This window comes from Mariniflexile aquimaris (assembly GCF_042676825.1).
Classification (GTDB): Bacteria; Bacteroidota; Bacteroidia; order Flavobacteriales; family Flavobacteriaceae; genus Mariniflexile; species Mariniflexile aquimaris.
On sequence record NZ_JBHTIB010000012.1, the window covers coordinates 34,522 to 59,663 of the forward strand.

The 25,142-nt window shown below is 32.2% G+C and carries 26 protein-coding genes; 18 read left to right on the top strand and 8 right to left on the bottom strand.

Going from position 1 to position 25,142, the window contains the following annotated elements; translation table 11 throughout:
- Nucleotides 1-5: 5 nt before the first annotated feature.
- Nucleotides 6-458 carry an LEA type 2 family protein gene (locus ACFQ0I_RS08185; protein WP_379941135.1) on the bottom strand — a complete coding sequence of 151 codons (453 nt, stop codon included), beginning with the start codon at nucleotides 456-458 and terminating at the stop codon, nucleotides 6-8.
- Between the two features lie 66 nt (nucleotides 459-524).
- Here ACFQ0I_RS08185 and ACFQ0I_RS08190 point away from each other — a divergent pair, with 66 nt between their 5' ends.
- The 5 genes from ACFQ0I_RS08190 (at nucleotide 525) to ACFQ0I_RS08210 (ending at nucleotide 5,667) form a co-directional block, all read left to right on the top strand.
- Complete coding sequence (locus tag ACFQ0I_RS08190; protein WP_379941137.1) at nucleotides 525-1,016, top strand: GNAT family N-acetyltransferase; 492 nt, start codon at nucleotides 525-527, stop codon at nucleotides 1,014-1,016.
- Between the two features lie 35 nt (nucleotides 1,017-1,051).
- The gene (gene prmC, locus ACFQ0I_RS08195) at nucleotides 1,052-1,921 is read left to right on the top strand and encodes a peptide chain release factor N(5)-glutamine methyltransferase (RefSeq protein WP_379941139.1); all 870 of its coding nucleotides are present in this window, start codon (nucleotides 1,052-1,054) and stop codon (nucleotides 1,919-1,921) included.
- Nucleotides 1,914-3,917 (top strand): NAD-dependent DNA ligase LigA, encoded by a 2,004-nt coding sequence (ligA, locus tag ACFQ0I_RS08200; protein WP_379941141.1) that lies wholly within the window; start codon nucleotides 1,914-1,916, stop codon nucleotides 3,915-3,917. The genes prmC and ligA overlap by 8 nt, the downstream gene beginning before the upstream one ends.
- An 80-nt stretch (nucleotides 3,918-3,997) precedes the next feature.
- Nucleotides 3,998-4,714, top strand: coding sequence for a hypothetical protein (locus ACFQ0I_RS08205; protein WP_379941143.1), 717 nt, complete (start codon nucleotides 3,998-4,000; stop codon nucleotides 4,712-4,714).
- Between the two features lie 200 nt (nucleotides 4,715-4,914).
- Nucleotides 4,915-5,667: a hypothetical protein gene (locus ACFQ0I_RS08210; RefSeq protein ID WP_379941145.1), complete on the top strand. Its 753-nt coding sequence runs from the start codon at nucleotides 4,915-4,917 to the stop codon at nucleotides 5,665-5,667.
- Here ACFQ0I_RS08210 and ACFQ0I_RS08215 read toward each other — a convergent pair.
- Together ACFQ0I_RS08215 and ACFQ0I_RS08220 are read right to left on the bottom strand one after the other, a co-directional pair.
- The gene (locus ACFQ0I_RS08215) at nucleotides 5,664-6,581 is read right to left on the bottom strand and encodes a bifunctional metallophosphatase/5'-nucleotidase (RefSeq protein ID WP_379941147.1); all 918 of its coding nucleotides are present in this window, start codon (nucleotides 6,579-6,581) and stop codon (nucleotides 5,664-5,666) included. The two genes, ACFQ0I_RS08210 and ACFQ0I_RS08215, sit on opposite strands and share 4 nt — an antisense overlap.
- 5 nt (nucleotides 6,582-6,586) lie before the next feature.
- On the bottom strand, nucleotides 6,587-7,345 hold the full coding sequence (locus ACFQ0I_RS08220; protein ID WP_379941148.1) for a 5'-nucleotidase C-terminal domain-containing protein: 759 nt from the start codon (nucleotides 7,343-7,345) through the stop codon (nucleotides 6,587-6,589).
- Between the two features lie 71 nt (nucleotides 7,346-7,416).
- Between ACFQ0I_RS08220 and ACFQ0I_RS08225 the strand changes: the two genes are divergently transcribed.
- The 13 genes from ACFQ0I_RS08225 to ACFQ0I_RS08285 all read left to right on the top strand — a co-directional run bounded on the left by ACFQ0I_RS08225 (nucleotide 7,417) and on the right by ACFQ0I_RS08285 (nucleotide 19,905).
- Nucleotides 7,417-7,947 carry a DUF6913 domain-containing protein gene (locus ACFQ0I_RS08225; protein WP_379941150.1) on the top strand — a complete coding sequence of 177 codons (531 nt, stop codon included), beginning with the start codon at nucleotides 7,417-7,419 and terminating at the stop codon, nucleotides 7,945-7,947.
- Nucleotides 7,937-8,815 (top strand): 4-hydroxy-tetrahydrodipicolinate synthase, encoded by an 879-nt coding sequence (dapA, locus tag ACFQ0I_RS08230; RefSeq protein WP_379941152.1) that lies wholly within the window; start codon nucleotides 7,937-7,939, stop codon nucleotides 8,813-8,815. Before ACFQ0I_RS08225 ends, dapA begins: the two co-directional genes overlap by 11 nt.
- A 209-nt stretch (nucleotides 8,816-9,024) precedes the next feature.
- The gene (locus ACFQ0I_RS08235; RefSeq protein WP_379941153.1) at nucleotides 9,025-9,852 is read left to right on the top strand and encodes an outer membrane protein assembly factor BamD; all 828 of its coding nucleotides are present in this window, start codon (nucleotides 9,025-9,027) and stop codon (nucleotides 9,850-9,852) included.
- A gap of 12 nt (nucleotides 9,853-9,864) precedes the next feature.
- Nucleotides 9,865-10,191 carry a DNA-directed RNA polymerase subunit omega gene (locus ACFQ0I_RS08240; protein ID WP_379943032.1) on the top strand — a complete coding sequence of 109 codons (327 nt, stop codon included), beginning with the start codon at nucleotides 9,865-9,867 and terminating at the stop codon, nucleotides 10,189-10,191.
- Nucleotides 10,192-10,202: 11 nt separating this feature from the next.
- The gene (gene coaBC / locus ACFQ0I_RS08245; protein ID WP_379941154.1) at nucleotides 10,203-11,414 is read left to right on the top strand and encodes a bifunctional phosphopantothenoylcysteine decarboxylase/phosphopantothenate--cysteine ligase CoaBC; all 1,212 of its coding nucleotides are present in this window, start codon (nucleotides 10,203-10,205) and stop codon (nucleotides 11,412-11,414) included.
- Nucleotides 11,407-12,297 (top strand): type IX secretion system protein PorD, encoded by an 891-nt coding sequence (porD, locus tag ACFQ0I_RS08250; protein ID WP_379941156.1) that lies wholly within the window; start codon nucleotides 11,407-11,409, stop codon nucleotides 12,295-12,297. The genes coaBC and porD overlap by 8 nt, the downstream gene beginning before the upstream one ends.
- Before the next feature lie 72 nt (nucleotides 12,298-12,369).
- On the top strand, nucleotides 12,370-14,022 hold the full coding sequence (recN, locus tag ACFQ0I_RS08255) for a DNA repair protein RecN (RefSeq protein ID WP_379941157.1): 1,653 nt from the start codon (nucleotides 12,370-12,372) through the stop codon (nucleotides 14,020-14,022).
- 58 nt (nucleotides 14,023-14,080) lie between these two features.
- On the top strand, nucleotides 14,081-14,896 hold the full coding sequence (locus ACFQ0I_RS08260; RefSeq protein WP_379941158.1) for an enoyl-ACP reductase FabI: 816 nt from the start codon (nucleotides 14,081-14,083) through the stop codon (nucleotides 14,894-14,896).
- Nucleotides 14,897-15,008: 112 nt separating this feature from the next.
- Complete coding sequence (locus ACFQ0I_RS08265; RefSeq protein ID WP_379941160.1) at nucleotides 15,009-16,019, top strand: glycosyltransferase; 1,011 nt, start codon at nucleotides 15,009-15,011, stop codon at nucleotides 16,017-16,019.
- The gene (locus ACFQ0I_RS08270; protein ID WP_379941162.1) at nucleotides 16,013-16,972 is read left to right on the top strand and encodes a CdaR family protein; all 960 of its coding nucleotides are present in this window, start codon (nucleotides 16,013-16,015) and stop codon (nucleotides 16,970-16,972) included. Before ACFQ0I_RS08265 ends, ACFQ0I_RS08270 begins: the two co-directional genes overlap by 7 nt.
- On the top strand, nucleotides 16,969-17,556 hold the full coding sequence (gene coaE / locus ACFQ0I_RS08275) for a dephospho-CoA kinase (RefSeq protein WP_379941164.1): 588 nt from the start codon (nucleotides 16,969-16,971) through the stop codon (nucleotides 17,554-17,556). The genes ACFQ0I_RS08270 and coaE overlap by 4 nt, the downstream gene beginning before the upstream one ends.
- A 76-nt stretch (nucleotides 17,557-17,632) precedes the next feature.
- Entirely contained in the window at nucleotides 17,633-19,201 is a 1,569-nt protein-coding gene (locus ACFQ0I_RS08280) for a sensor histidine kinase (protein WP_379941166.1), read from the top strand.
- 2 nt (nucleotides 19,202-19,203) lie between these two features.
- The gene (locus tag ACFQ0I_RS08285) at nucleotides 19,204-19,905 is read left to right on the top strand and encodes a response regulator transcription factor (RefSeq protein ID WP_379941167.1); all 702 of its coding nucleotides are present in this window, start codon (nucleotides 19,204-19,206) and stop codon (nucleotides 19,903-19,905) included.
- 142 nt (nucleotides 19,906-20,047) lie between these two features.
- Here ACFQ0I_RS08285 and ACFQ0I_RS08290 read toward each other — a convergent pair whose 3' ends face one another.
- From ACFQ0I_RS08290 to ACFQ0I_RS08310, 5 genes are all read right to left on the bottom strand, one after another.
- Nucleotides 20,048-20,788 (bottom strand): hypothetical protein, encoded by a 741-nt coding sequence (locus ACFQ0I_RS08290; protein WP_379941169.1) that lies wholly within the window; start codon nucleotides 20,786-20,788, stop codon nucleotides 20,048-20,050.
- A 164-nt stretch (nucleotides 20,789-20,952) separates the two neighbouring features.
- Entirely contained in the window at nucleotides 20,953-21,609 is a 657-nt protein-coding gene (locus tag ACFQ0I_RS08295) for an alpha/beta hydrolase (protein ID WP_379941171.1), read from the bottom strand.
- A gap of 6 nt (nucleotides 21,610-21,615) precedes the next feature.
- Nucleotides 21,616-21,948, bottom strand: a complete 333-nt coding sequence (locus ACFQ0I_RS08300) for a hypothetical protein (RefSeq protein WP_379941173.1) — start codon at nucleotides 21,946-21,948, stop codon at nucleotides 21,616-21,618.
- Nucleotides 21,949-21,950: 2 nt separating this feature from the next.
- Nucleotides 21,951-23,207: a dihydroorotase gene (locus tag ACFQ0I_RS08305; protein WP_379941174.1), complete on the bottom strand. Its 1,257-nt coding sequence runs from the start codon at nucleotides 23,205-23,207 to the stop codon at nucleotides 21,951-21,953.
- The gene (locus ACFQ0I_RS08310; protein WP_379941176.1) at nucleotides 23,204-25,129 is read right to left on the bottom strand and encodes a BatA domain-containing protein; all 1,926 of its coding nucleotides are present in this window, start codon (nucleotides 25,127-25,129) and stop codon (nucleotides 23,204-23,206) included. The genes ACFQ0I_RS08305 and ACFQ0I_RS08310 overlap by 4 nt, the downstream gene beginning before the upstream one ends.
- Between the last annotated feature and the right edge of the window lie 13 nt (nucleotides 25,130-25,142).

Sequence of the window (25,142 nt, forward strand, 5' to 3'; positions counted from 1 at the left end):
ACTGTTTATTTAATGGTGATTTCTTCGGTTTTATCGATAAGATACGTATGAGAAAACCCTAAAACTTTATAATTAATATCGCCCCTATACTGCACTTTTAATCTTCTTGTTAGTAAGGTTCCTAATAAGCCACTTAAATTTTTGTCGTTAAAAATACTGTCCGTTGGAACAAGTGCTGTGAGTGGAATAGTGAATTCTTCTTTAGCAGGAACATTGAAGTTTTCGGCAGATACGGTTGCCATTTCGTTGTCGTTTATATACACTTTTATAGCATCGGTTTGTAATTCGCCTCCTATTATATTCGGATTTATAAATTTAGCATCAGCACTAAAAGTGATAGTATTTGAAGTGGATTCAACTATTTGTATGTTTTCAATACCAATAAATTCGGGCTTTTCATTAACAGAACAGTTAAAAAAAGTAGTTAATATTGTTGATAAGATTATAAAACGTTTCATTTTAGATTTTTTATATTTAGCGTATCTTCATCCACACAAATATTCGTACAAAATTAATATATTAAAGTGAGTAAAGGTACTATTGTTATAAGGAAAATTGAACCTAAAGATAACCAGCAAATAGAACAGGTTATTAGAGCTTGTTTTCATGAATTTAAAATTCCTTTGGAAGGAACGGCGTATTCCGATAAAGAAACGCCTCAAATGTATGAATCTTATCAAAATGATAACGACGTTTATTTTGTAATTGATAAAGATGGTGAAATTTTAGGAGGTGCAGGCGTAAAACCATTAAAGGATTTTGAAGCTAAGGTATGTGAAATTCAAAAAATGTATTTTTCACCCAAGGTTAGGGGACAAGGTTTTGGTAAATTGTTGTTTGAAAAATGCCTAGAAGCAGCCAAAGAATTAGGTTATAAGCAATGTTATTTAGAGTCTGCGCCACAGTTAAAGGCTGCTATTCATATATACGAAAGCTTTGGTTTTAAACATTTGCCAAAAGCACTCGGAAATACAGGTCATTTTTCTTGTGGCATTTGGATGATAAAAGATTTGTAAATAATTATTTTAAAGACTGCATTAAAGGAAAAACAGTGAATTTAAAAGACGTACAAAACACATTTCATAAAGAATTAGATCCGTTATACGGAAAAGAAGAAGTCGATAACTTCTTTTTTATGCTAACCGATGCTTTTTATAAAGTTTCGAGACTTGATTTAGCATTAAACACTAAGTATGCTATTGATAATTATGATGCCATAGAAAAGGCACTACAATTATTAAAAGACGAGCAGCCAATTCAATACATTTTGGGTGAAACCGAGTTTTGCGGGTATCCTTTTAAAGTAAATGCCTCAACCTTAATACCGCGACCTGAAACCGAAGAGTTGGTGGAATGGATTGTAAAGCAACAATCAGCACTTAACAAACAACAATTACATATCTTAGATATTGGTACAGGCTCTGGGTGCATTGCTATTTCTTTGGCTAAAAAATTGCCGGAAGCAAAAGTTTATGCGTTAGATATTAGTGATAAGGCATTAACGATGTCTAGGCAAAACGCCGAATTAAATAATGTTAATGTGGAATTTATTGAAGCCAATATTTTAAAGTCGGATACTTGGAATTCAAATCTTGAAAATATGAAATTCGATATCATCGTTTCAAATCCGCCTTATGTAAGAGAGAAGGAAAAAAAACAAATGAAAGCCAATGTTTTAAATAATGAACCACATTTGGCTTTGTTTGTAAAAGATGAAAACCCATTGCAGTTTTATAAAGCCATTATTGAGTTTTCTAAAAGTAATTTAAATAGCGATGGCGTGCTCTTTTTTGAAATTAATGAGTTTTTAGGAAAAGAGATGATTCAGCTTTTGGTAGATAATAATTTTAAAGACATTGTGTTAAAACAAGATATTTTCAAAAAAGACAGAATGATTAAAGGACGAAAGAATAATGAGTAAAATTCAACATAAAATACTAGAGCTTCGTAAAGAATTAAATGAACATAATTACAATTATTATGTTTTAGATAATGCCACGATTAGCGACTACGAGTTCGATATAAAGTTAAAAGAACTTCAGGAGTTGGAATCGCAGCATCCAGAATTTTTTGATGCCAATTCGCCTACACAGCGGGTAGGAGGTGAAGTGGTTAAAAGTTTTGAAACCATGCCTCACGACTATAGAATGTATTCTTTAGATAATTCGTATTCTAAAGAAGATTTGCTGGATTGGGAAACCCGTATAAAAAAATTGATAGATGGAAATATTCAGTACGTATGTGAGCTTAAATACGACGGAGCTTCTATTAGTTTAACCTATGAAATGGGCATGTTAGTTAGAGCTTTAACTCGAGGCGATGGGTTTCAGGGCGATAATGTAACAACAAATATCAGAACAATAAAATCGATACCATTACAACTAAAAGGCGATTTTCCTGAGAAATTCGACATTCGGGGAGAAATTGTCTTGCCGTTTGAAGGGTTTAATAAAATGAACGAAGAACGCATCGAAATTGGCGAAGAGCCTTATCGAAATCCGCGTAATACGGCTTCAGGAAGTTTAAAATTACAAGATAGTGCCGAGGTTGCAAAACGTCCGTTAGAATGCTTATTGTATAATTTAACGGGGGCTAATCTGGGAGTTCAATCTCAGTTTGAAAGTTTAGAAAAGGCCAGACAATGGGGTTTTAAAGTACCAGGTGCTGCAAAACTGGCAAAATCTATGGAGGAGGTTTTTGAGTATATAAACTATTGGAATGTTCATAGGCACGACTTGCCTTATGAAACCGATGGGGTTGTAATAAAAGTAAACAACCTTCAACAGCAAGAAGAATTGGGTTATACGGCAAAATCTCCGCGTTGGGCCATTGCCTATAAATTTAAATCGGAACAGGTTTCAACAAAATTAAATAGTATTTCGTATCAGGTTGGTCGCACGGGAGCCATTACGCCTGTTGCCAATTTAGAACCTGTTGAATTGGCTGGAACTATTGTAAAAAGAGCGTCGTTGCACAATGCTGATCAAATTGAAAAATTAGATATCCGCGTTGGCGATGAGGTTTACGTAGAAAAAGGAGGCGAAATTATCCCAAAAATATTGGGAGTCGATTTAAGTAAACGCCCATTAAATTCGCAACCAACAGTTTATATTACACATTGTCCCGAATGTTTTACAGAATTGGTGAGGCAAGAAGGAGAAGCGCAACATTACTGTCCTAATTACAATGGTTGTAAACCTCAAATTATTGGTCGTATTCAGCATTTTATATCGCGAAAAGCCATGGATATAGAAGGATTGGGAGGCGAAACAGTAGCGCTTTTGGTGAATGAAGGGTTGATTACAAATTATTCAGATTTATACGACTTAACAAAGGCACAGGTAATTCCATTAGAGCGTATGGCAGATAAAAGTGCCGATAATTTAATTCTAGGAATCGAAGAATCTAAAAAGATTCCTTTTGAGCGCGTTTTGTTTGCTTTAGGAATACGATATGTTGGCGAAACTGTTGCGAAAAAATTAGCTAAACATTATAAAAGCATCGAGGCTATTGCAAATGCCAGCGAGGACGAACTAGTGAATGTGGATGAAATTGGTGTTAAAATTGCTCAGAGTGTTAAAGCCTTTTTTTCTTCAGAAGAAAACCAGTTTATCATAAATAGATTAAAGGACTTTGGACTGCAATTAGAAATTTCCGCAGAACAACTCATAGGGCAAACAGATCTATTAAAAGGAAAAAGTATTGTTGTTTCTGGTGTCTTTGAATCGCTCTCGAGAGATGAACTAAAAAAGCTTATTGAAGATAACGGAGGTAAAGTGAGTAGTTCTATATCATCGAAAACCGATTTTATCGTGGCAGGCGATAATATGGGGCCAAGTAAAAAGAAAAAGGCTGAAGATTTAAATATTTCTATTATAAATGAATATAATTTCTTACAAAAAATAAAAAAAATTTGATTTTCATCGATAAAATGTATTTTTTTAACGTTTAATTGTAAATTATGTTTATATTTGTTTAGCAACCTTGAATTCATGTTATGGACAAGTCAAAGTTTTTATTAGGTGTAGCAGCGATAGTTTATGCGTTGTATGTATATTTTCAGTTTCAAAATGAAATAGTTGTTTCCAATACTTTAAGGTCATTTATACTGCCAACAATCACGTTGTTGTATTTTTTGACTGTAAAAAGGAAATCTTTGTATTTCGCGCTTTTTTTGGTAATATATGCTGTTTCAGATTTATTAATGGTAATAGAACCTTATATTTCTAATAAGGTAAATTATTACTTGGGTAATTCATTATATATTCTTGCTTACACATTTTTATTGCTAGAGGTTTGTAAATCGGTTTGTGTTTTTCATGTAGTTAAAAATTTTAAAATTCATATAATCGTGCTAAGCATTTTAAATGTTTACATTATTTATGTATTGCACGTTATTGTAGATCCGCGTGTTGGCAATACAAATAAATTATATATAGAAATAGTCTATAATGTTGTTATGCTTTTGGCATTATCATTGGCTCTTGTTAATTATTTTTATAGAGATAATGTCAAGTCTCTTTACCTGTTTTTAGCGTCTATGTGTCTAGTGTTTAGCGAGGTAATTTGGGTGGCTTATATTTATATATCTGCCAGTATCTTTCTTAACATATTGTCTACTTCTTTATATGTTATTGCGTTTTACTTCTTTTATAGACAATCTCAATTATTTAATACAAATAGATCGGAAGAAATGAGCATTTTAACCCACTAAGTTAAATGCACTGATATCGTCGTTTTTGTCGCAATTCTTAAAAAAAATATGCTTCGTTTTTAATTGGTGATGACCCATTTTTATAAAAATGTCCGATAAACGGTACGTTTTACGTGTATTTTATCGATAAAGCGCTTAATTTTACCGTTGAAACAAAATTTTATTTATACATTTGAATCAACCTACTTATTTTAACTATTGTGAACAGCTGGTTTAATCTTACGTATAACAAAGTGTTTTTAGGAGCTTTATTGCTCTTAATAGGAATTAATGTATTCGGTTCTTTTACAGGAAATACTATTGTGATGAATTCTGCGATGCCGTTATTTATTCCGGTATTTCTAATTTTTTATTTCGTAAAATACAAAGCCTTACGAATTACCTTTATATCTTTTCTGTTATTTTCATTTTTAGGTGATACATCTTCTATGTTTTTCTCTGAAGAATCTTTAATACAAACTTCCAGTATTCTGTATTTATTGAGTTATTTATATTTAATAATAATTGTTGCTCCTAAATTTAAGATTTTTGAAGTGAATAAATTAATTGGCGCCTACCTATTGGTTGTTTTTCTAATCGCAGTATATTTCTTGTACATAATATATAGCATTATGCAATCTGTAATAGCCAATCAAACAGAAGTGTTGTTGTTTGGTATAAAAAGTTTAAGTTTAATTATTTTAACTTTTGTGTCTTTCGGAGTTTATTTAAATACGCAAACTAAGCATTCTGCGCTGTTTTTAACAGCGGCTATTTTTATTGGGTTTTCTGTAATAATGAATTATATAAACTTGTATTATTTATATAACTGGAGTTTTGTATTGCTACAACGTGTGCTATATGCTGTTGGCCTTTTCATCATATTTAAATTTATTATGATGACTAATGTTGATAGAGACCCAAAGCCGATTCAAATTAACGAACGTTATTCTTCCGATAATATATTAGCTTAAACAATTATTGAAGTACCGTTCGCAGATTTGTTCTTCGCCGCATCAAAATAAAAATCTATTTTACCTAAATTAATACCGTAGCAACCTACTTGGTTAATTAGCATGTTTTTACCTTCGCTATTCTTAACAACGGTTGGTTTCGATAAAAATGTGTGGGTATGTCCTCCAATAATTAAGTCGATATCTTTTGTCAAAGAAGCTAGTTTTAAGTCGCTAATTTTATTCGAATTAGTTTTATAATTATACCCCAAATGTGATAGGCAAATTATTAAATCGCAATGCGCTTCCGTTTTTAAAATACGAGTCATTTCCTGAGTCATCTCAACAGGATCCAAATATTTTGTTTCTTTATACATAGCAGGGTCTACTAAACCTTCTAATTCGATTCCTAACCCGAACACGCCTATTTTTATCCCATCCTTTTTAAAGATTTTATATGGTTTTGCATGTGTATTCATGATGGTATTCGAGAAATCGTAATTTGCCGAAAGAAATTCAAATTCTGCATGAGGAAGCTGCGCATATAAACCGTCAATGCCATTATCAAAATCATGATTACCAATGGTGGCAGCATCGTATTTTAATTTGCTCATTAATTTAAATTCCAATTCACCTCCATAATAGTTAAAATAGGGGGTTCCTTGAAAAATATCGCCTGCGTCTAATAAAAGTGAATGCGGATTTTCTTTTCGAATCGATTCAATTAACGAGGCTCTTCTGGCAACACCACCCATGTTTGCATTTCTGCCATCTTCAGATCCAAATGGGTCTATATGAGAATGCACATCATTAGTATGTAAAATAGTAATTTTAGTTGTTTTTGGTACTGATGAAAACGATTGAAGTCCAAAGCTTCCAAGAGTTACTAATGCTGTTGTTGCTGTTGTTTGTTTTATAAATGCTCTCCGCTTCATAAAGTTTATTTTATTTGAATAAATCTATCGTCTCGTACAGGATTAATAGTGTCTATTTTTTTAAAATTATCAATCAGGGCGTTTCTTATTTTATAATTTAAAGCAAAAAAACCTTCATTTGGTTTAAAAAAATCCATGTCGTCTCCACCATTATATAGATAGTCGTTTGTTGCTACATAATATATTTTATCTGCATCAATGTTATCACCATTTATTGAAGATTCAAGAACATCAAAACTCTTATTAAGTACTAGTTTAAGTTTCGATATGGGATGGGCAGTTTTTACTTTGCTTAAATAATTCACTAAACTAGCTATCTGTGTTCCTTTTAATGCGACAACCACAATGCTGTTTTCAAACGGCATCAGCTCATAGGCAGTTCGTGTGGTAATGTTTCCTTTTGAAATAATCGACCGGATACCACCATGATTTAAAAGAACCATATCAATGTTTTTTCCAGTTCTACTATTAAAAATGGGATTGGCTTCATCAAAAACGGCATCAGCCATAAAATTACCAAGTGCGGTATTAAAATTTCCGTCCGTTTTTGAATACGTTTCTTTAGAATAGGCCAAAACACTATCTAAATCCTTTTTAATATGTTCTCGGTACGGTTTTATAAAAGCTTCAATTTGAGAATCGGTATTTAACGAATCTGAAATTTTAATTTGTGTGCCTTCTATTTTTGAAAGATATGCTTTAGGTTGTTTGCAATTGAATACTAAAAGAGTGAAAACGGCTAATAATAAATATTTAAAACTCATTATTTAATCTTATAATTTTTGACGAATATTTGGATGTACTTTTGTTACCTTTGCGCAAAGTATAAAGATAAATGATTTTAAAGGGTTTTAAAGAAAAATCTATTAAAAAGTATTTGAACAAATTGTTGTCTGAAGCGCATGAATATGAGGCAGATAATAAGATTGAAAGTCTAGGCGTTATTGTAAATGTAGATGAAATTCAAGATTTTAATTGGTTTAATGAATTGGCAAACGCCTTAAACATACATCCAAATAAATTAAAAATTATAGCATTTTCAACGCAAAAAAAAGAAACACTTAATCTTTGGGATGATTGTTATAACGCTAAAGATATTGGTTGGAAAGGCGCGATTCTTAATAATGATTTAAAACTTTTTTTAGACACAAAATTTGATGCTTTATTAAGTTATTATGAAGCAGATGTTACGGAGTTAAAGCTTATTACAGCATTATCTAAGGCAAAATTTAAAATAGGAATATTACAAACCGATGAGCGGTTAAACGACTTAATCATCAATACCAAATTAAACGATTTTAATGTATTTAAAAATGAAATGTTTAAATACTTAACTATATTAAACAAAATTAAAAATGAATATTAAGTTTTTAGGAACTGGAGTTGCTTTAGTTACGCCATTTAAATCAGATTTAAGTGTAGATCATGATGCGCTAGCGGCTATTGTTAATTTCAATATTGAGAATGGAGTAGAATACCTTGTTATTTGTGGTACAACAGGAGAAAGTGTTACCATTACAAAACAAGAAAAAAAAGAGATTATCGCCACCGTTTCTAAAACAAACAATGGGCGCGTACCTATGGTTTTAGGTATTGGCGGTAATAATACAGCCCAGGTTGTAGAAGAAATTAAAACGACCGATTTAAGTAATATCGATGCCGTATTATCGGTTTCACCTTATTATAGCAAGCCTTCGCAAGAGGGAATTTATCAGCATTTTAAAGCCGTTGCCGAAGCTTCTCCAATAGATGTTATTTTATACAATGTGCCTGGTCGTACTTCTAGAAATGTAGAGGTGCAAACAACACTTAGGTTAGCAAATGATTTTAAAAACGTAATTGGGGTTAAAGAAGCGGGAAATAATGTAGCGCAGTATTTACAGTTAATAAAAAATAAACCAGAAGATTTTTTAATTATTTCTGGCGACGACGATTTAGCTCTTGGTGTAGTATTAGCCGGTGGTGCAGGTGTTATTTCTGTAATTGGTCAAGCATTCCCTAAAGAATTTTCAGAAATGATTCGATTAGGATTAAAAGGCGATGCTAAAAGCGCTTATAAACTGCATTACAGATTAATGGATGTTATCGGTTATATCTTCGAAGAAAACAATCCGGCAGGAATTAAAGGTGTTTTTGAAGCATTGGGCATGTGTAGAGATACTGTGAGATTACCTTTGGTTCCGGCATCTGATCAACTTAAAGAAAAAATTAAAAATTTTGTAAATAAGTTTTAGTTCTGTTAAATATTACTTAAACCTTATGATTGCTGTATTTAAGCCATTATTTTAGCGTTGAAATAATATTTTTAAAATCCATATTAATAACTTAATTTTGCATCCTGTTTTAAATTTATGAAATGAGCACGGTTAACAATTTGAGTGTTAAACTTTAATTTAGTTGTGTGCATAACATGTTACGGGAAAAAAATAATGACTCTAAACAGATGAAACATTTTATTTACATAGTAATTGCACTTATTACCTTAAATTCTTGTAGCGAATATCAAAAGGCTTTAAAATCTGAAGATATTGCGGCAAAGTTTAAGTTAGGTGACTCACTATATAGCCAAGGTAAATTTGCAAAAGCAAATAAATTGTTTGCGCAAATAGTTCCAGAATATAGAGGGAAACCACAAGCTGAAAAATTGATGTATTTATATTCTAATTCGTTTTATGAAATGAAAGAGTATTATACAGCAGGTTATCAGTTTGAGCGTTTTGCTTCTAGTTACCCGAAAAGTGAAAAACTAGAAATTGCTTCGTTCTTAGCGGCTAAGAGTGCTTATATGTTGTCGCCTGTTTATACCAAAGACCAGAAGGAAACAAAAGTAGCCTTAGAAAAACTACAAAACTTTATTAACTTGTTTCCAGAATCTGAGCATTTAAGCGAAGCAAATAAGTTAATTAAAGAATTAGATTTTAAACTGGAGAAAAAGGCGTTTAGTATTGCAAAACAATACAATACCATATCAGATTATCCAGCAGCGGTTAAATCTTGCGATAATTTTATAATTGAATTTCCGGGATCTTCACTTCGTGAAGAAACCTTGTTTATAAGACTTGATTCGGCCTTTAAATTAGCCATCAATAGTGTAGAATTAAAAAGAACACTAAATGGTTTGGTTAACCTTAAAAAAGATCGTTTAAATCAGGCAAAAGAGTATTATACATCATTTAAAAAATCATTCAAAAATTCTTCACATTTAGAAGATGTAGAAAAAATGGGGAATGCTATAGATGAAGAATTACAAAAATACAGCACTAAAAGTTAAATTACTATGACAATGGACTTAAAAAAAACCAATGCACCTGTTAATACTATTACTTACGACAGAAATCAAATTGACGAGCCAACAGATAATATCTATGAGTCAATTTCTATAATTGCTAGACGTGCAGAGCAAATTAACACAGAGATTAAAAAAGAACTTATCGATAAGTTAGAAGAATTTGCTACTTACAACGATAGTTTAGAAGAAATCTTTGAAAACAAAGAGCAAATTGAGGTATCTAAATTTTATGAAAAATTACCTAAGCCTCACGCGTTAGCTGTTCAAGAATGGTTAACAGATAAAATTTATTTTAGAAATACTGAGGAAGACGCTCAATAATTATTTTTAAAATGTCAATATTAAGCGGCAAAAACATACTATTAGGCATTACTGGTGGTATTGCCGCTTATAAAACAGCTTCATTAGTAAGGCTTTTTATAAAAGCGGGCGCCAATGTAAAAGTGGTCATGACCCCGGCTTCAAAAGAATTTGTTACGCCTTTAACCTTATCAACGCTATCAAAAAACCCTGTGTATTCATCTTTTGTAAATGAAGATGATGATAATGCTGTGTGGAATAGTCATGTGGATTTAGGGTTGTGGGGAGACTTATTCCTTATTGCCCCTGCTACAGCAAACACCTTGTCTAAAATGGCAAATGGGGTGTGCGATAACTTGTTATTGGCTACCTACCTGTCTGCAAAATGTCCGGTGTATTACGCACCCGCCATGGATTTAGATATGTACATTCACCCTAGTACGTTACAAACTTTTAAAATTTTAAATAGTTACGGAAATATCATGGTACCTGCCACTAGTGGAGAATTAGCAAGTGGTTTAGTGGGTGAGGGACGCATGGCAGAACCAGAAGATATTGTAGCATTTATTGAAAACGATATTTTAAATAATCTGCCGCTTAAAGGTAAAAAAGTGCTTATTACAGCAGGACCAACCTACGAAGCTATTGATCCCGTGCGCTATATTGGCAATCATTCTAGCGGCAAAATGGGATTCGAGATTGCAAAAGCTTCGGCAAATTTAGGTGCTGAGGTTATTTTGGTAACGGGCCCAACGCACCAAAGTGTTTCAAATAATCTTATAAAGGTCATTCCGGTAACCAGTGCTTCAGAAATGTATTCCGAGGTTCATAACTACTTTAATACGGTCGATATCGCCATACTTTCTGCCGCAGTTGCCGATTATAAACCAAAAGAAGTCGCTAGTCAGAAAATAAAAAAGAAAGATTCTACGTTAACTTTAGAGTTAGAAAAAACTCAGGATATCTTGGCGTCTTTAGGTAAAATAAAAACGAATCAGTATTTGGTTGGATTTGCTTTAGAAACGAATAACGAGCTCGAAAACGCAAAAGAAAAACTAAAAAGTAAGAATTTAAATTTAATTGTTTTAAATTCGTTAAACGACGAAGGTGCAGGTTTTAAAAGTAATACTAACAAAGTAACTTTTATTGACGACGACGAAACAGTAACCGAATTTCAACTAAAGTCGAAGGCAGAAGTTGCATCAGATTTACTAAATAAAATTTTACAACAAATTAATGCGTAATATTCTTATCGTTTTAATGTTAAGTCTTGGAGCAATTGGCTTTTCTCAAGAATTAAACTGTGCCGTGGTTGTTAATGCGCAACAAACTGGTAATGAAAACTTTCCAATATTTAAAACCTTAGAAAAGCAATTAAAGGAATTTGTAAACAATACACGATGGACCAATAAAGCATTTGCCCCACAAGAGCGTATAGATTGCAGTATGGTTATTAATATTGTAAATTACAGTGGCGAATCCTTTCAAGCATCTATACAAGTACAATCATCCAGACCTGTTTATGGATCTTCTTATACAACGCCTATATATAGTTTTAACGATAAAGACTTTAATTTCAGGTATTTAGAGTTTCAGAATTTAATATTTAATCCGTCGCAGTACGAATCTAATTTAGTATCTGTTTTGGCGTTTCATATTTATATGGTTTTAGGTTTAGATGCCGAATCTTTTTCTGAAAATGGCGGCGATGCCTATTTTAAGCAAGCTCAAACTATTGTTAATTATTCACAGCAAGACCTAAGTTTTAAAGGTTGGCAATTAGCCGATGGTTTACAAAGCAGATTTGCACTAATTGATAATATCTTATCGCCAACTTTTAAAGAATACAAACAAGTTATTTATAGTTACCACCGAAACGGATTAGATGTTATGAGTGGGAATGTTAAAGAAGGTAAAGAACAAATAGCAGCCTCGCTAAAGTTGTTTCAAGCTATGAATACAAGACGTCCAAATTCTTTTTTACTACGAACATTTTTTGATGCCAAAGCCGATGAAATTGAACAAATTTTTAGCGATGGTCCAAATGTAAATATCGCGAGTGTTAAAGAAACACTTCAAAAAGTGGCGCCCATGCATAGTAGCAAATGGCAAAATATTAAGTTTTAGTTTTCTTTAAGTTTCAAAGTTTCAAAGTTTCAAAGTAAAATAGTTTTTAGATAAAGTACCACGGCCAAAAACATGTTAACATCACTTTCCATAAAAAACTACGCTTTAATTGATAATCTTCAAGTAGATTTTAATGATGGATTTTCAATAATTACGGGCGAAACTGGAGCAGGGAAATCCATTCTCTTAGGTGGTTTGTCTTTAATTCTTGGAAAACGTGCCGATTTAAGTAGTTTGAAGAATACCGAAGAAAAATGCGTGATTGAAGCCGTTTTTAATGTTTCAAATTATAAACTACAAGCACTTTTTAAATCTGAAGATTTAGATTATGAAGATGAAACCATCATACGTCGCGAAATTTTGCCATCAGGTAAATCGCGGGCATTTGTAAATGATTCTCCCGTAAATTTAAATAGTCTGCAACTGTTAGGCGAACGCTTAATTGATGTGCATTCGCAACACGAAACACTTCAATTAACAAGTAACGAATTTCAGTTTCAAATTATTGATGCTTTAGCAAAAAACGACGAAACACTTCAATCTTATAAAACCGAATTAAAAGCGTATAAAAAGCTTAAAAAAGAACTTCGTGAGCTTTTAGATTTTCAGGCAGATGCTATAAAAGAACACGATTACAATTCCTTTTTATTGAATGAACTTACTGAAGCGAATTTGCAAGTTGGGGAAGTTGAATTACTTGAAGAAGAATACGAAACTTTAAATAATATTGAAGGCATCAAAGAAAAACTTTCTGAAGCTTATCAATTATTAAACGAAGAGCAAATAGGTGTTTTAGCTTCGTTGAACAATTTGAAGATTACCTTTCAAAAATTAACAGGATATTCTAATAAATACGAAGATTTATTAAATAGGGTAACAAGTGGCCTTATAGAAATGGATGACGTGTTTAAGGAGGTAGATGTGTTGCAAGAAAATTTAGAAGCAGATCCCAATAGATTGACGGTAGTAGATTCTAAATTACGAGTGCTTCATAATTTGATGCAAAAGCATGTGGTAAGTAGTGTTTCAGAATTAATTGATATTAAAAATCAGTTGGAAGAAAAGGTGTCGTTTACAGAAAATTTAGACGATTCTATTCATAATAAACGAATGGAAATTGAAGCTAAAGAAATGACACTTAATAAAATTTCAGAAACAATTCATAATAACCGAATCGCCATTATTCCGCAGTTAAAATCGCAATTAGAAACTATTTTAGAAAGTTTGGGGATGCCTAATGCGCAGTTTAAAATTGATGTTGTTTTAGGCGATGAGTATTTTGCTAATGGAAAAGATGACTTGATATTTTTATTTTCTGCGAATAAAGGAGGAAATTTTAACGAATTAAAAAAGGCAGCCTCTGGTGGTGAATTATCACGTATCATGCTTGCCATAAAATCGGTTTTATCAAAATACATTCAATTACCAACCATCATGTTCGACGAAATTGACACAGGTGTTTCGGGTGAAATATCTAATAAAATGGGTGATATAATGCTGGATATGAGTAAAACCATGCAGGTGTTTTCTATAACGCATTTGCCACAAATTGCGGCCAAAGGGCACTCGCATTTTAAAGTATTTAAAGAGGATGTTAATGATGTAACCCAAACTAATTTGGTGAAATTAAACCATGATGAACGCATTGTAGAAATCGCACAAATGCTTGGTGGTTTAGAAATGTCTTCTTCGGCGATTGCACATGCTAAAGAATTATTGAATTAATTGTATCTTTGAGCGCTAATAATAAAAAATAATAGAATCAACATATAAACCAATAAATATGTCATACAATTTACTAAAAGGAAAAAGAGGAATCATTTTTGGGGCATTAGACTCAAATTCAATAGCTTGGAAAACTGCAGAGCGAGTACATGAAGAAGGTGGAACGTTTGTTTTAACCAATGCACCAGTTGCGATGCGTATGGGGCAAATTAATGAGTTAGCCGAAAAAACTGGATCTAAAATTATTCCTGCTGATGCTACTTCTGTCGAAGATTTAGAAAATCTGGTAAAACAATCTGTAGAAATTTTAGGTGGTAAATTAGATTTTGTATTGCATTCTATTGGAATGTCTATCAATGTTAGAAAAGGACAGCATTATACCAATCAAAATTACGAATGGACACAAAAAGGAACAGATGTTTCTGCTATGTCTTTTCATAAAGTAATGCAAACTTTGTACAAAGCCGATGCCATGAATGAGTGGGGAAGCATTGTAGCCTTAAGTTATATGGCAGCACAACGTGTATTTCCAGATTATAATGATATGGCCGATAACAAAGCGTATTTAGAAAGTATTGCCCGTAGTTTTGGGTATTTCTTTGGTCGCGATAAAAAAGTGCGTGTTAACACCATTTCACAATCGCCAACGCCTACAACAGCGGGTAGCGGTGTAAAAGGATTTGACGGGTTTATTTCTTATGCCGATAAAATGTCGCCACTTGGTAATGCCACTGCTCTAGATTGTGCTAACTATACAGTAACTTTATTTAGTGATTTAACTAAACGTGTTACATTACAAAACCTTTATAACGATGGTGGTTTTAGTAACATGGGCGTAAGTACTGCTGTTATGGAAACCTTTATGGATAAATAGCATTTAATGTGCTAGACCTAGCTGGTTAAAATCCAGCGATGTCTTTTAAAAATATAAAATATAGCCACTTTTATAAGGTGGCTTTTTTGTTTGGTTTAGTTACATTTGTGTTATGCAATTACAGTTTTCTTTTATAATTCCCGTGTATAATCGTCCAGACGAAATACAGGAACTTTTACAAAGTTTTGTAGAGTTAAAAACTACTACCAACTTTGAAATTGTAATTGTAGAAGATGGCTCGACAATCACCTCAAAAGAAGTGGTTGATGCCTTTAAATCTAAACTCACTATTTCCTATTTTTTTAAGGAAAACTCCGGACCTGGTGATTCTAGAAACTACGGGATGCAGCGCGCTAAGGGCAACTATTTTATTATTTTAGATTCCGATTGTATTTTACCACAAAACTACTTAAATGACGTTGAAAACGCTTTAAATGCAGATTATGTAGATTGCTTTGGCGGACCAGATGCGGCACACGAATCGTTTAGTAATTTGCAGAAAGCCATTAATTTTTCAATGACATCTTTTATTACAACAGGTGGTATACGCGGTAGTAAAAAAAGCATCAACACATTTCAACCTAGAAGTTTTAATATGGGAATTTCTAAAGAAGCTTTCGAAGCTTCGAAAGGTTTTGGGTACATTCATCCGGGTGAAGATCCAGATTTATCTATTCGGCTTTGGAATTTAGGGTATAAAACAGCCCTAATCCCCGAAGCATTTGTTTTTCATAAGCGTAGAATTTCTTGGAGTAAATTTTATACACAGGTGCATAAGTTCGGGTTGGTGCGTCCTATTTTAAACACATGGCATCCATCCACTAAAAAAATAACCTATTGGTTTCCAACCTTATTTAGTCTGGGGCTTGTATTTTCAATTTTATTGTATTTGCTTCAGTTTAAAATATTTTTATTCATCTATATTTTATATTTTATAATAGCATTTTTAGTAGCTATGGTTTCTACAAAAAATCTACTCGTTTCAATACTGGCTATAGTTGCCATATTTGTGCAGTTTTTCGGGTATGGAATGGGATTTTTAACATCGACATTTGCTTTAGAAGTTTTAAATAAAGAACCAGAAGATTATTTTCCTAATTTGTTTTTTAAACCTAAATGTTAAGAAAATTAAGGTCAGACATATTAACCTCTATCAAGAACAAAAAAATAAATGTTTTCTTTTTATTTTTATTGCTGGCTGTGGTTATTCTATTATTCACGAAACTTTCCAAAGATTACACCAAAACCATTGCTTTTTCAATCGAAAAAATTAATGTGCCGCAGGAAAATATTATTTTAAAAGATTCCACACCATTATATATTACGTTAAAAACCAACGGGTTTAATTGGTTGCGTTTCTATTTTTCGAAAGCAAAAATTAAAATTGATTTTAGTAAAGATGTCACTAAAAACGACAAATTGTTTATCTGGAATAAATCCAAAGCCTATATCGCGAATACCCAATTCGACAAGAATATTGAGCTCCTTAATATATATCCAGAAACGCTGGTATTTCGTTATGGTGAAAATATGGTGAAAAAAGTACCGGTTAAATTAAATTCTACAATTGAATTTATGCCCGGTTTCAATATGTCGAAACCCTTGGTATTAGAGCCAGATTCTGTTGTGGTTGTGGGTCCGAAAGCTTTGGTAAATTCTATAAATTATATTGAAACTGTAAAAGCTCAAGTATCGAATGTTAAAGCAGATTTGAACGAAACGGTGAAACTTAAATTGCCTAAAAAGAGTTCTGATATTACCTTTTCAAACGAAACCATACAGCTTAAGGCACAAGTTGAAAAGTTTACAGAGGGTACATTAAAAATTCCTGTAACACTAATTAATGTGCCAGAAAAAATACAGCTTAAATTTTATCCCAAAGAGGTGAGTGTATCGTATTACGTAAGTTTAAGTAATTTTAGTGCTGTTACGAAAAAAGATTTTGAAATTATTTGTGATTATAATAAAATCTTAAAAAATCAGTATTTAATGGTTCCTGAATTATCAAAATACCCGGAATTCGTTAAAAACGTGAAAATTAATCAGCAGCGTATCGAATTTATAATAATAGAATGATTGTAGTTGGATTAACAGGAGGTATAGGTAGTGGTAAAACAACGGTAGCGAAACAGTTTGAAGCCTTAGGTATACCTGTTTATATAGCCGATGAAGAAGCCAAAAAGCTAATGAATCGATCGAAAGTAATTAAAAGAAAATTAATTGAATTATTTGGAAGCGACGCCTATAATAATGATGAATTAAACCGACCATTTATTGCACAAATTATATTTTCTAACGAAGCGGTTTTAAAAAAAATGAATGCCATTATACATCCGCGGGTTGCTACCCATTTTAACAAATGGATGTTAAAGCAAACGGCGCCATATGTTATAAAAGAAGCAGCCATTTTGTTTGAAAATGATGGCTATAAATTATGCGATTTTGTAATTACCGTTGTGGCACCTAAAGAGTTGCGTTTTAAACGTTTACTTAAACGCGATACCACTACAAAAGATAAAATTGAAGCCATTATTAAAAATCAGTGGAGCGACGAGCAAAAAATAAAACTTTCGCATTTTGTCATTACTAATATTGATCTCGAAGACACTAAAAAACAAGTAGTTGAAGTGCATAATCAGCTACTGAAAAAAATACCTTAAACATAAATTTTAACATTTTTGTTAATGTAAGGTTAAAAGCTAATTGCACTAAATGTTAAAATGTTAAATTTGGCTAATGAGCAAAAGAGTTTTCGTACTGTTAATACTATTAATGAGTTTGTCGTTAATAGGTATAATTTCTATTCAGGCTTATTATATAAACGGTTCTGTTAAAAATGAAAAGGAACGATTTGAGTTTAATGTCAATAAAGTACTTAACTACGTATCTAATACGTTAGAAGAAAGAGAAAAATCTGAATACGTATATAAACTCCAAGATTTAATGGCTCAAGGGGTGAAGGTTGATACCGCTGCCATTAGAAATTTGTACATAATTCAGGAAGATTTCGATTCTAAAGAAACGGTAATTTATAGAAGCGGAACGCTTGAAGAAAACTATAAGTTTAATTCGTCGATCTTTGACATAGGTTTAGATACCATTAATTTAAAACGCGTTTTAAACGAACGAGAAACTAAAGTATATAAAAGCACGGGAGCTAATTTGGAGTACGATTTAAGCGCGAAAGATAAACTCTTACTTTTAGATAAAATGTCGAGTACGGATAAGATTGTTTTCGACGATGTTTATAAAGATTTAGCATCAAGAATGCCAATACATAAAAGAGTAACAAAACAAGGCATACACGATTTATTAGCGACTAAATTAATTGAAAACGGCATCAATATTAATTTTGAATTTGCAATTTATAGCAATGAATTAGCAACGCGAGTTAGAAGTGATGATTTTGAGTTTAATAGAAATGATTATAGCGTTCATTTATTTTATAATGAAAATAATCAAAGTTCTTATAAATTATTGGTGAATTTTCCAGAGGATAAAAAATTTATTTTATCGTCTATTATGGGTATGATTATGCTTTCAATCATTTTCACAGGCATCATAATTATAGCTTATACCAGTGCTTTGTATCAATTGGTTAAACAACGTAAAATCTCAGAAATAAAAACAGATTTTATAAATAATATGACGCATGAGTTTAAAACACCCATTGCAACAATAAATTTAGCTTTAGATTCTATTAAAAATCCAAAAGTTATAGACGATAAAGAAAAGGTAATTCGTTACCTTAACATGATAAAAGAAGAAAACAAACGAATGCATGCACAAGTTGAAAATGTGCTTAGAATATCTAAACTAGAAAAAAACGAGTTAAATATAAGTAAGGATAGGTTAAATTTACACGACTTAGTGGAGGATGCGATAACCCATGTGGAGCTGCTGGTAGAAGATAGACAAGGTTATATTAAAACATACTTTGATGCAACAAAATCGTCGGTTTTAGCTAACGATACGCACTTTACTAACGTGATAGTAAATATTCTGGATAATGCTATTAAGTATTCGCCAGATGCACCAAAAATCGAAGTTTACACCGAAAATGTTGGAAACAATATATTATTAAAAATAAAAGATCACGGAAGCGGTATGAGTAAAGCTGCTGCCAAACGTGCGTTCGAAAAATTTTATAGAGAACACACAGGAAATATTCATAACGTTAAAGGTCATGGTTTAGGTTTGGCCTATGTAAAACGTATCGTTGAAGACCATCAAGGTCATGTATCAGTAGAAAGCGAAAAAGACAAAGGAAGCACTTTTATAATAAAGCTTCCAATAATATCATAACAATGGAAGAACAAAAAAAACGAATTTTATTAGTAGAAGACGATCCTAACTTTGGAACCGTTCTTAAGGATTATTTAATGATGAATGATTATGATGTAGTTCATGCGAAGAATGGCATGGAAGGATTTGAAAAATTTAAGAAGGACGATTTCGATTTATGCATTCTAGACGTGATGATGCCATATAAAGATGGCTTTACACTGGCTAAAGAAATTAGGGAGAAAAATACCGATGTGCCAATTGTGTTTTTAACTGCTAAAACAATGAAAGAAGATGTTTTGAAGGGTTATAAAGTAGGCGCAGACGATTATTTAAACAAGCCGTTTGATAGTGAAGTACTTTTAATGAAAATAAAGGCTATCATGCAGCGTAAAGCGACCGAAACAATTTCTGACAGCAAACAATTTGAATTTAAAATTGGCAAGTTCGAATTAAATTCTAAACTTCGTTTTTTAAGATATAATGGCGGTGAACCAGTTAAATTGTCGCCAAAAGAAAACGAACTATTGCGTTTGTTAGCTTTACATGAAAACGATTTAATGCCACGAGAACTGGCACTTACCAAAATTTGGAGAGACGACAACTATTTTACGTCGCGTAGTATGGATGTTTATATTGCTAAATTACGTAAGTACTTAAAATTAGATGATAAAGTAGAAATACTTAACATTCACGGCGAAGGATTTAGGTTAGTGGTAAACTAATTAACCATATACACCTTAACAAAGTAAAAAATCCAGCAATTAGCTGGATTTTTTTTGGTCTTAAAATAAGGATGCTTATTAAATTTTATGGTGTAAGCAAAAGTTTAAAAACTAAATAATAGTTATAAAAATTTAGATTGTACTATTTTACTAACTTTCCGTCTTCTAGTAAAACATCATATTTATAACCATGCCCAAAGTCTTTATCTAAAATTAATTTTCCATTAAATTTTATTGTATCGCCTACTTTAACATTTTCCAAGGTAGTGATGGTTAAATCACTTTTGTTATTAAATTTGGTTCCATCAACAATATGTACCCAATTTTTATCCATAATGTCATTATTCACTTTAACGGCTACTCCGTAAACCAAGATTGTTTTGTTAGCAAATGTTTTTGGATTGGTAAACAGCTCTTCAATGGTAACGCCATTTTTAATTTTAGGTAATGAAACCTCTTTAATTTCTGGTTTGTCTTTAACTTGTCCGTGACCCATATGACCGCCCATGGCCGCAGACTGCGCATTGTTTAAAAGTACAATCGATTCGAAAATGCCTTCTGAAAAGATTATTTCATCAAAGGTTCTATTTAATTGTTCACTTACAAAATCCTTCATAACCATAGCGGCCTTATAATAATATGTTTTGCCAAGTTCCACAGGCGAATCGGGAATGGCCATCCAATATTCCTTACCATCTTCTTTAACTTTTAGGTAATCGTAGGTGCCAGCTTCAATAAAATCTTTAACTACTATTTTGTGAACTATTTCGGCATTTGCAATTTCATTTCCTTTTTCTATATCCTGATACTTGGTTTTTTCTTTACATCCAACTATTAGAAATAGACTTAAAACTGCGGTAAAACTTATTAATTTAGTGTTCATTTTGAGTTTTTTTAAATTTACTGAAATGTAACAATTGTTACGTAATTGATTTATGATAAATATCACTATTTAGTTATTGTTTTACTTGCTTTTAAATTTTTTTCAAACAAAAAATCCTGATAGGTTTCCATCAGGATTTAAATATTTTAATCTATAGTTTTTTACTAAGTACGTGTGCTTAACCAATCTTTAAATTCAAAGAAATTTTGAGGTGCTACGCCATGTCCTACAGGAAACTCTGAGTATTTGTGTTTAATATTCAGGTTATTTAAAAATGGTGCTATTTGGCGCGCCCACGCCACAGGAATTACCTGGTCTACACTACCATGTGAACAATAAAAATCTAAATGCGAATAGTCTTTTTTATCCATGTCTTTTGGTAATATATCTTTATTTATATAACCACTTAACGCAACGATATTTTTAACTTTTTCTGGATAGGTTAAGGCTACGGCGTAACTTAATATAGTACCTTGGCTAAAACCTAAAAGGGTAACATTATTTTTATCTACAGGATATTCGTCAACAGCTTCATCTATAAATTTAGCAATTAAATCTCTTGATTCTGTTGCTTGTTCATTGTCGTTCCATTTGCCTTGATCTTCATCAAAATTAATAGCATACCAAGCATTTCCGTAAGGATGCATAGGGTAGGGAGCTCTTACTGAAATGATGAAAAGTTCTTCTGGTAATTCAGACGAAAATGAAAATAAATCGTTTTCATCGCTACCATATCCGTGCATCATTATTAGTAATGGTGCATTTTGAGATAGCGTAGATTTACGTACTATATGCTGTAAAGAGAGTGAGGTGTTTATCATAATTAATTATATTCCTAAATTTGCAAACCATTTTTGAAATAATTCGCCAACCAATGGTACCGTTTGGTCTTTTCCTGCCAAGGCATTAATAAAACCATATATAAATAAAATACCAAAGAATACCCAGAACCCAAAAGTGGCAAACCAACTATCTAAGCCGCTTACTACCCAGGCTAAAATAAAGTACATAGCCCATAAGCCTAAGGCTTGCCTAACATGAAAACTGGTAAAGGCATTTTTTTTATCATTATTCATAAAATAGGCGATAATGGTACCAATAATGGTTAAATAACTAATTATTGCTAAACCTTTGCCGTCTTCAACTTCTGCTTCTGTCATGATTACGAATTTAGATTAATTTTATTATTTGAAATAATACCGTAGACTTTTCCTTTTAAAGGCTCATTTTCAAAAATAGCATTTTTAGATTTAGAAATAATATGCTTAGTTGAGAACGTGTATTTGGACTCCGGATTAAAAAGGGTGATATTTAATTTGCTTCCAATGTTAATTGGTGTAGGTTTTAACCCAAATCTGGCTTTACCTTTGTTAAGTATTTCTATTGTTTTTTTGGTTGAAAAAATGGTTTGTAAGGCTCCAAAGGCACTTTCTAATCCAATACTTCCATATGAGGCATAATCGAATTCAATTTTTTTATGCTCAATGTCTAACGGATTATGGTCGCTGGTTACCATATCGATGGTGCCATCTTTAACTCCTTCAATTAAGGCATCTATATCTGATTGTATTCGTAATGGAGGCAACACTTTAAAGTGGGTATTGAAATCGGTTAACACCGCATCAGTAAAATATAAATTATGAATAGCGACGCTACAACTTACATCGAGTTTTTTCTTTTTGGCTTCTCTTATTAGCTCCACCGATTTGGCTGTAGAAATGGTTGGGATATGTAATTTGCCGCCTGTGTACTCTAATAAAAATAAATCTCTTGCAATTTGTAACTCTTCAGCTAGACCAGGAATTCCTTTTAAACCTAAGGTTGTACTGGTTATGTTTTCGTTCATAACACCATGTCCTGCAATTTTGTTTTCCTGAGGAAAAGAGCAAACCAGTCCATTAAAATTACTAGCATATTGCAACGCTATTTTTAAAAGATTCGAATTAGAAACCGCTTTTTTATAATCGTAAAAGGCTACGGCTCCGGCAGAATTCATATCATACAATTCGGCTAAATGTTCCCCTTTACTCGATTCGGTTAAAGCACCTATTGGCAGCAAGGTAACAGCGTTATTAGCAGCCTTAGAGTTTACAAAGGTGATGTCTGCGTTACAATCTATCACAGGATTTGTGTTCGGATTCATAGCAACTGCCGTAAACCCAGATGCTGCTGCTGTTTTAAGTCCGTTTGTAATGGTTTCGCGCTCTTCAAATCCAGGTTCACCAAAGCAAACACTGCTATCAAACCAACCTTGCGATACATGTAAGTTTTCTAAAGTTATTTCCTGATAGTTTTTAGGATTTTTAATAGAATCGGCAATCAGGGTAATCACACCTTTTTCTACTAAGATGTCTTGAGTGGTGTTGTGATACTCGCTTTTTGAATCTAGTATGGTGGCAGATTTTATAAGTATGTTCATTTAAAGTATTTTAAGATGAGCATTTCAATAATCAATAACGCTAGTGCAAAAATAACAAACCATTTCCATAGCGCGTTAACTTTTGTATCACTTTTTATTGTATCGAAAATCTCATTTATTGAATTACTAACCGTTATGTTTTCTATGTCTGAAAGATTTCTGTATACTAGATTACTTTCTTTTCTGTCGTAGTTGTAACTTACATTTTGAATGCTTTCAGTATTGTTTTTTACTGAATAGATTGAAGCTTCAGAGGGCATTTCTAGCGTAGAGACCAAAACCTTATTATTAAAATATTGTTGTTTTGGTATCAAGCTTGTAGTTTCGTTAGTTAATGTTAAAACGGCATCTTGTTGCAATTTTGTGGCAACATCAAACGAATTTTCTTTTCCAATATTAAAATAGATGGGCGGATTTTTAAAACTGAATTTTCCAATATTATAAAGGGTTGGAACAATTAAGGGTGAATTTTTAAAATTAGAATTCTCTGAATGTAACGCCGAAGAAAACACAAACACATTACTGCTTTGGTGCAAAAATGGTCTTTTATCTTCAAATTGTAAAACAGCAGCCGTTTGTTTTGAACTAATATTGTAAAAGCTATTGACTTTAGGGTACTGAAAATTAGTAACCTCTTTTTCGAATACATTATTGCTATATAAAGGATGCGAATAATTTATCGTGGTTACTTGTTTCTCGCTATTTATTAACGCATCAAATTTTATATTGTAGGTATTAAGCAGCGCGTTATAAGAATCGTTATCAATGTTGTTTGAAGGAATAACCATGAGTGTACCACCTTGGGTTACAAATGATTTTAATGCATTAGATAAGGCGTTAGGTACTACATCTAATTCGTTTAATACAATGAGTTTTTGTTCGTTTAAAATATTGTAATTCAGCTGATTTATTGCCGTAACATTGTAATTAAACTCGTCTTCAGAATAAATGCGTTTTAAAAACGAATCGTTTTCTGCATTTATTACAAGCACATTTATTTTAGCCAATTTATTAATGTTGAAAAATAAGGTATTGTCGAACTGTAAAAAGGAATCCTCTATTGTAATTTTTCCATTAATAATGTCGCCCACGGGAATTGAAAATGACGTTTCAGCCTTTTTATTTAAAGCAACAGATGTTTTTGCAATAAGCGTATTATTGTTAAACAACGACACTGGTAAATTATCTATCGGCGTGCCTGAATTTTTTAAAATAACTTTCAGCTCCATGTTGCTAGCAGTAGTTTCAGAAATATAAGCACTATCAATAGCAATGTTATTTACTGAAATTGGTTCAAGTTTTACCAAATGTAAATCGGTTAAAGAGTCGGTGGTAATGTTAAAATTGCTGTTATCTTGTTGAAAATCGGAAATAAAAACCAGATTTTTTATAATACCTTTTTGTTTGCTGAAAAATGTTTTACTTTTTAACAAAGCTGCTTCAAGGCTTAGGGTGTTGGCACTATAATCTAGTTGTAATAAATCATTTTTTATGTTTTTTATGCTGGTGTTGCGGTATTCTGCATCGTTAGTTAATAATGTTATATTATCGTCTTCAGCAACGTTGCTAATAATATCTTGTATGGCACGTTTAAACAATTCGCCCTGGCTACCTTTTGCCTGCATACTAAACGAATTATCTAAATAAATAACCGTTTCTTTTTTTGCATTAAACGTATGGGTTTTAGCAGTAAATGGTTGGGCAAATGCCAATACAATACAGGCAAGCAACAGCAGTCTTGTAAACAGTAAAAGCCATTTTTTTATTTGAGAACTTTTACGAGTTTGTTGTGTGGCTTCTTTTAAAAAAGCAACATTTGTAAAAGCGATTTTCTGAAATTTACGTAATTGAAATAAATGAACAATTATAGGAATAAGCAGTAAAAATAGCGCGTAAAGAAGTTCGGGGTTTTTAAACTGCATTTTGATTTAGATT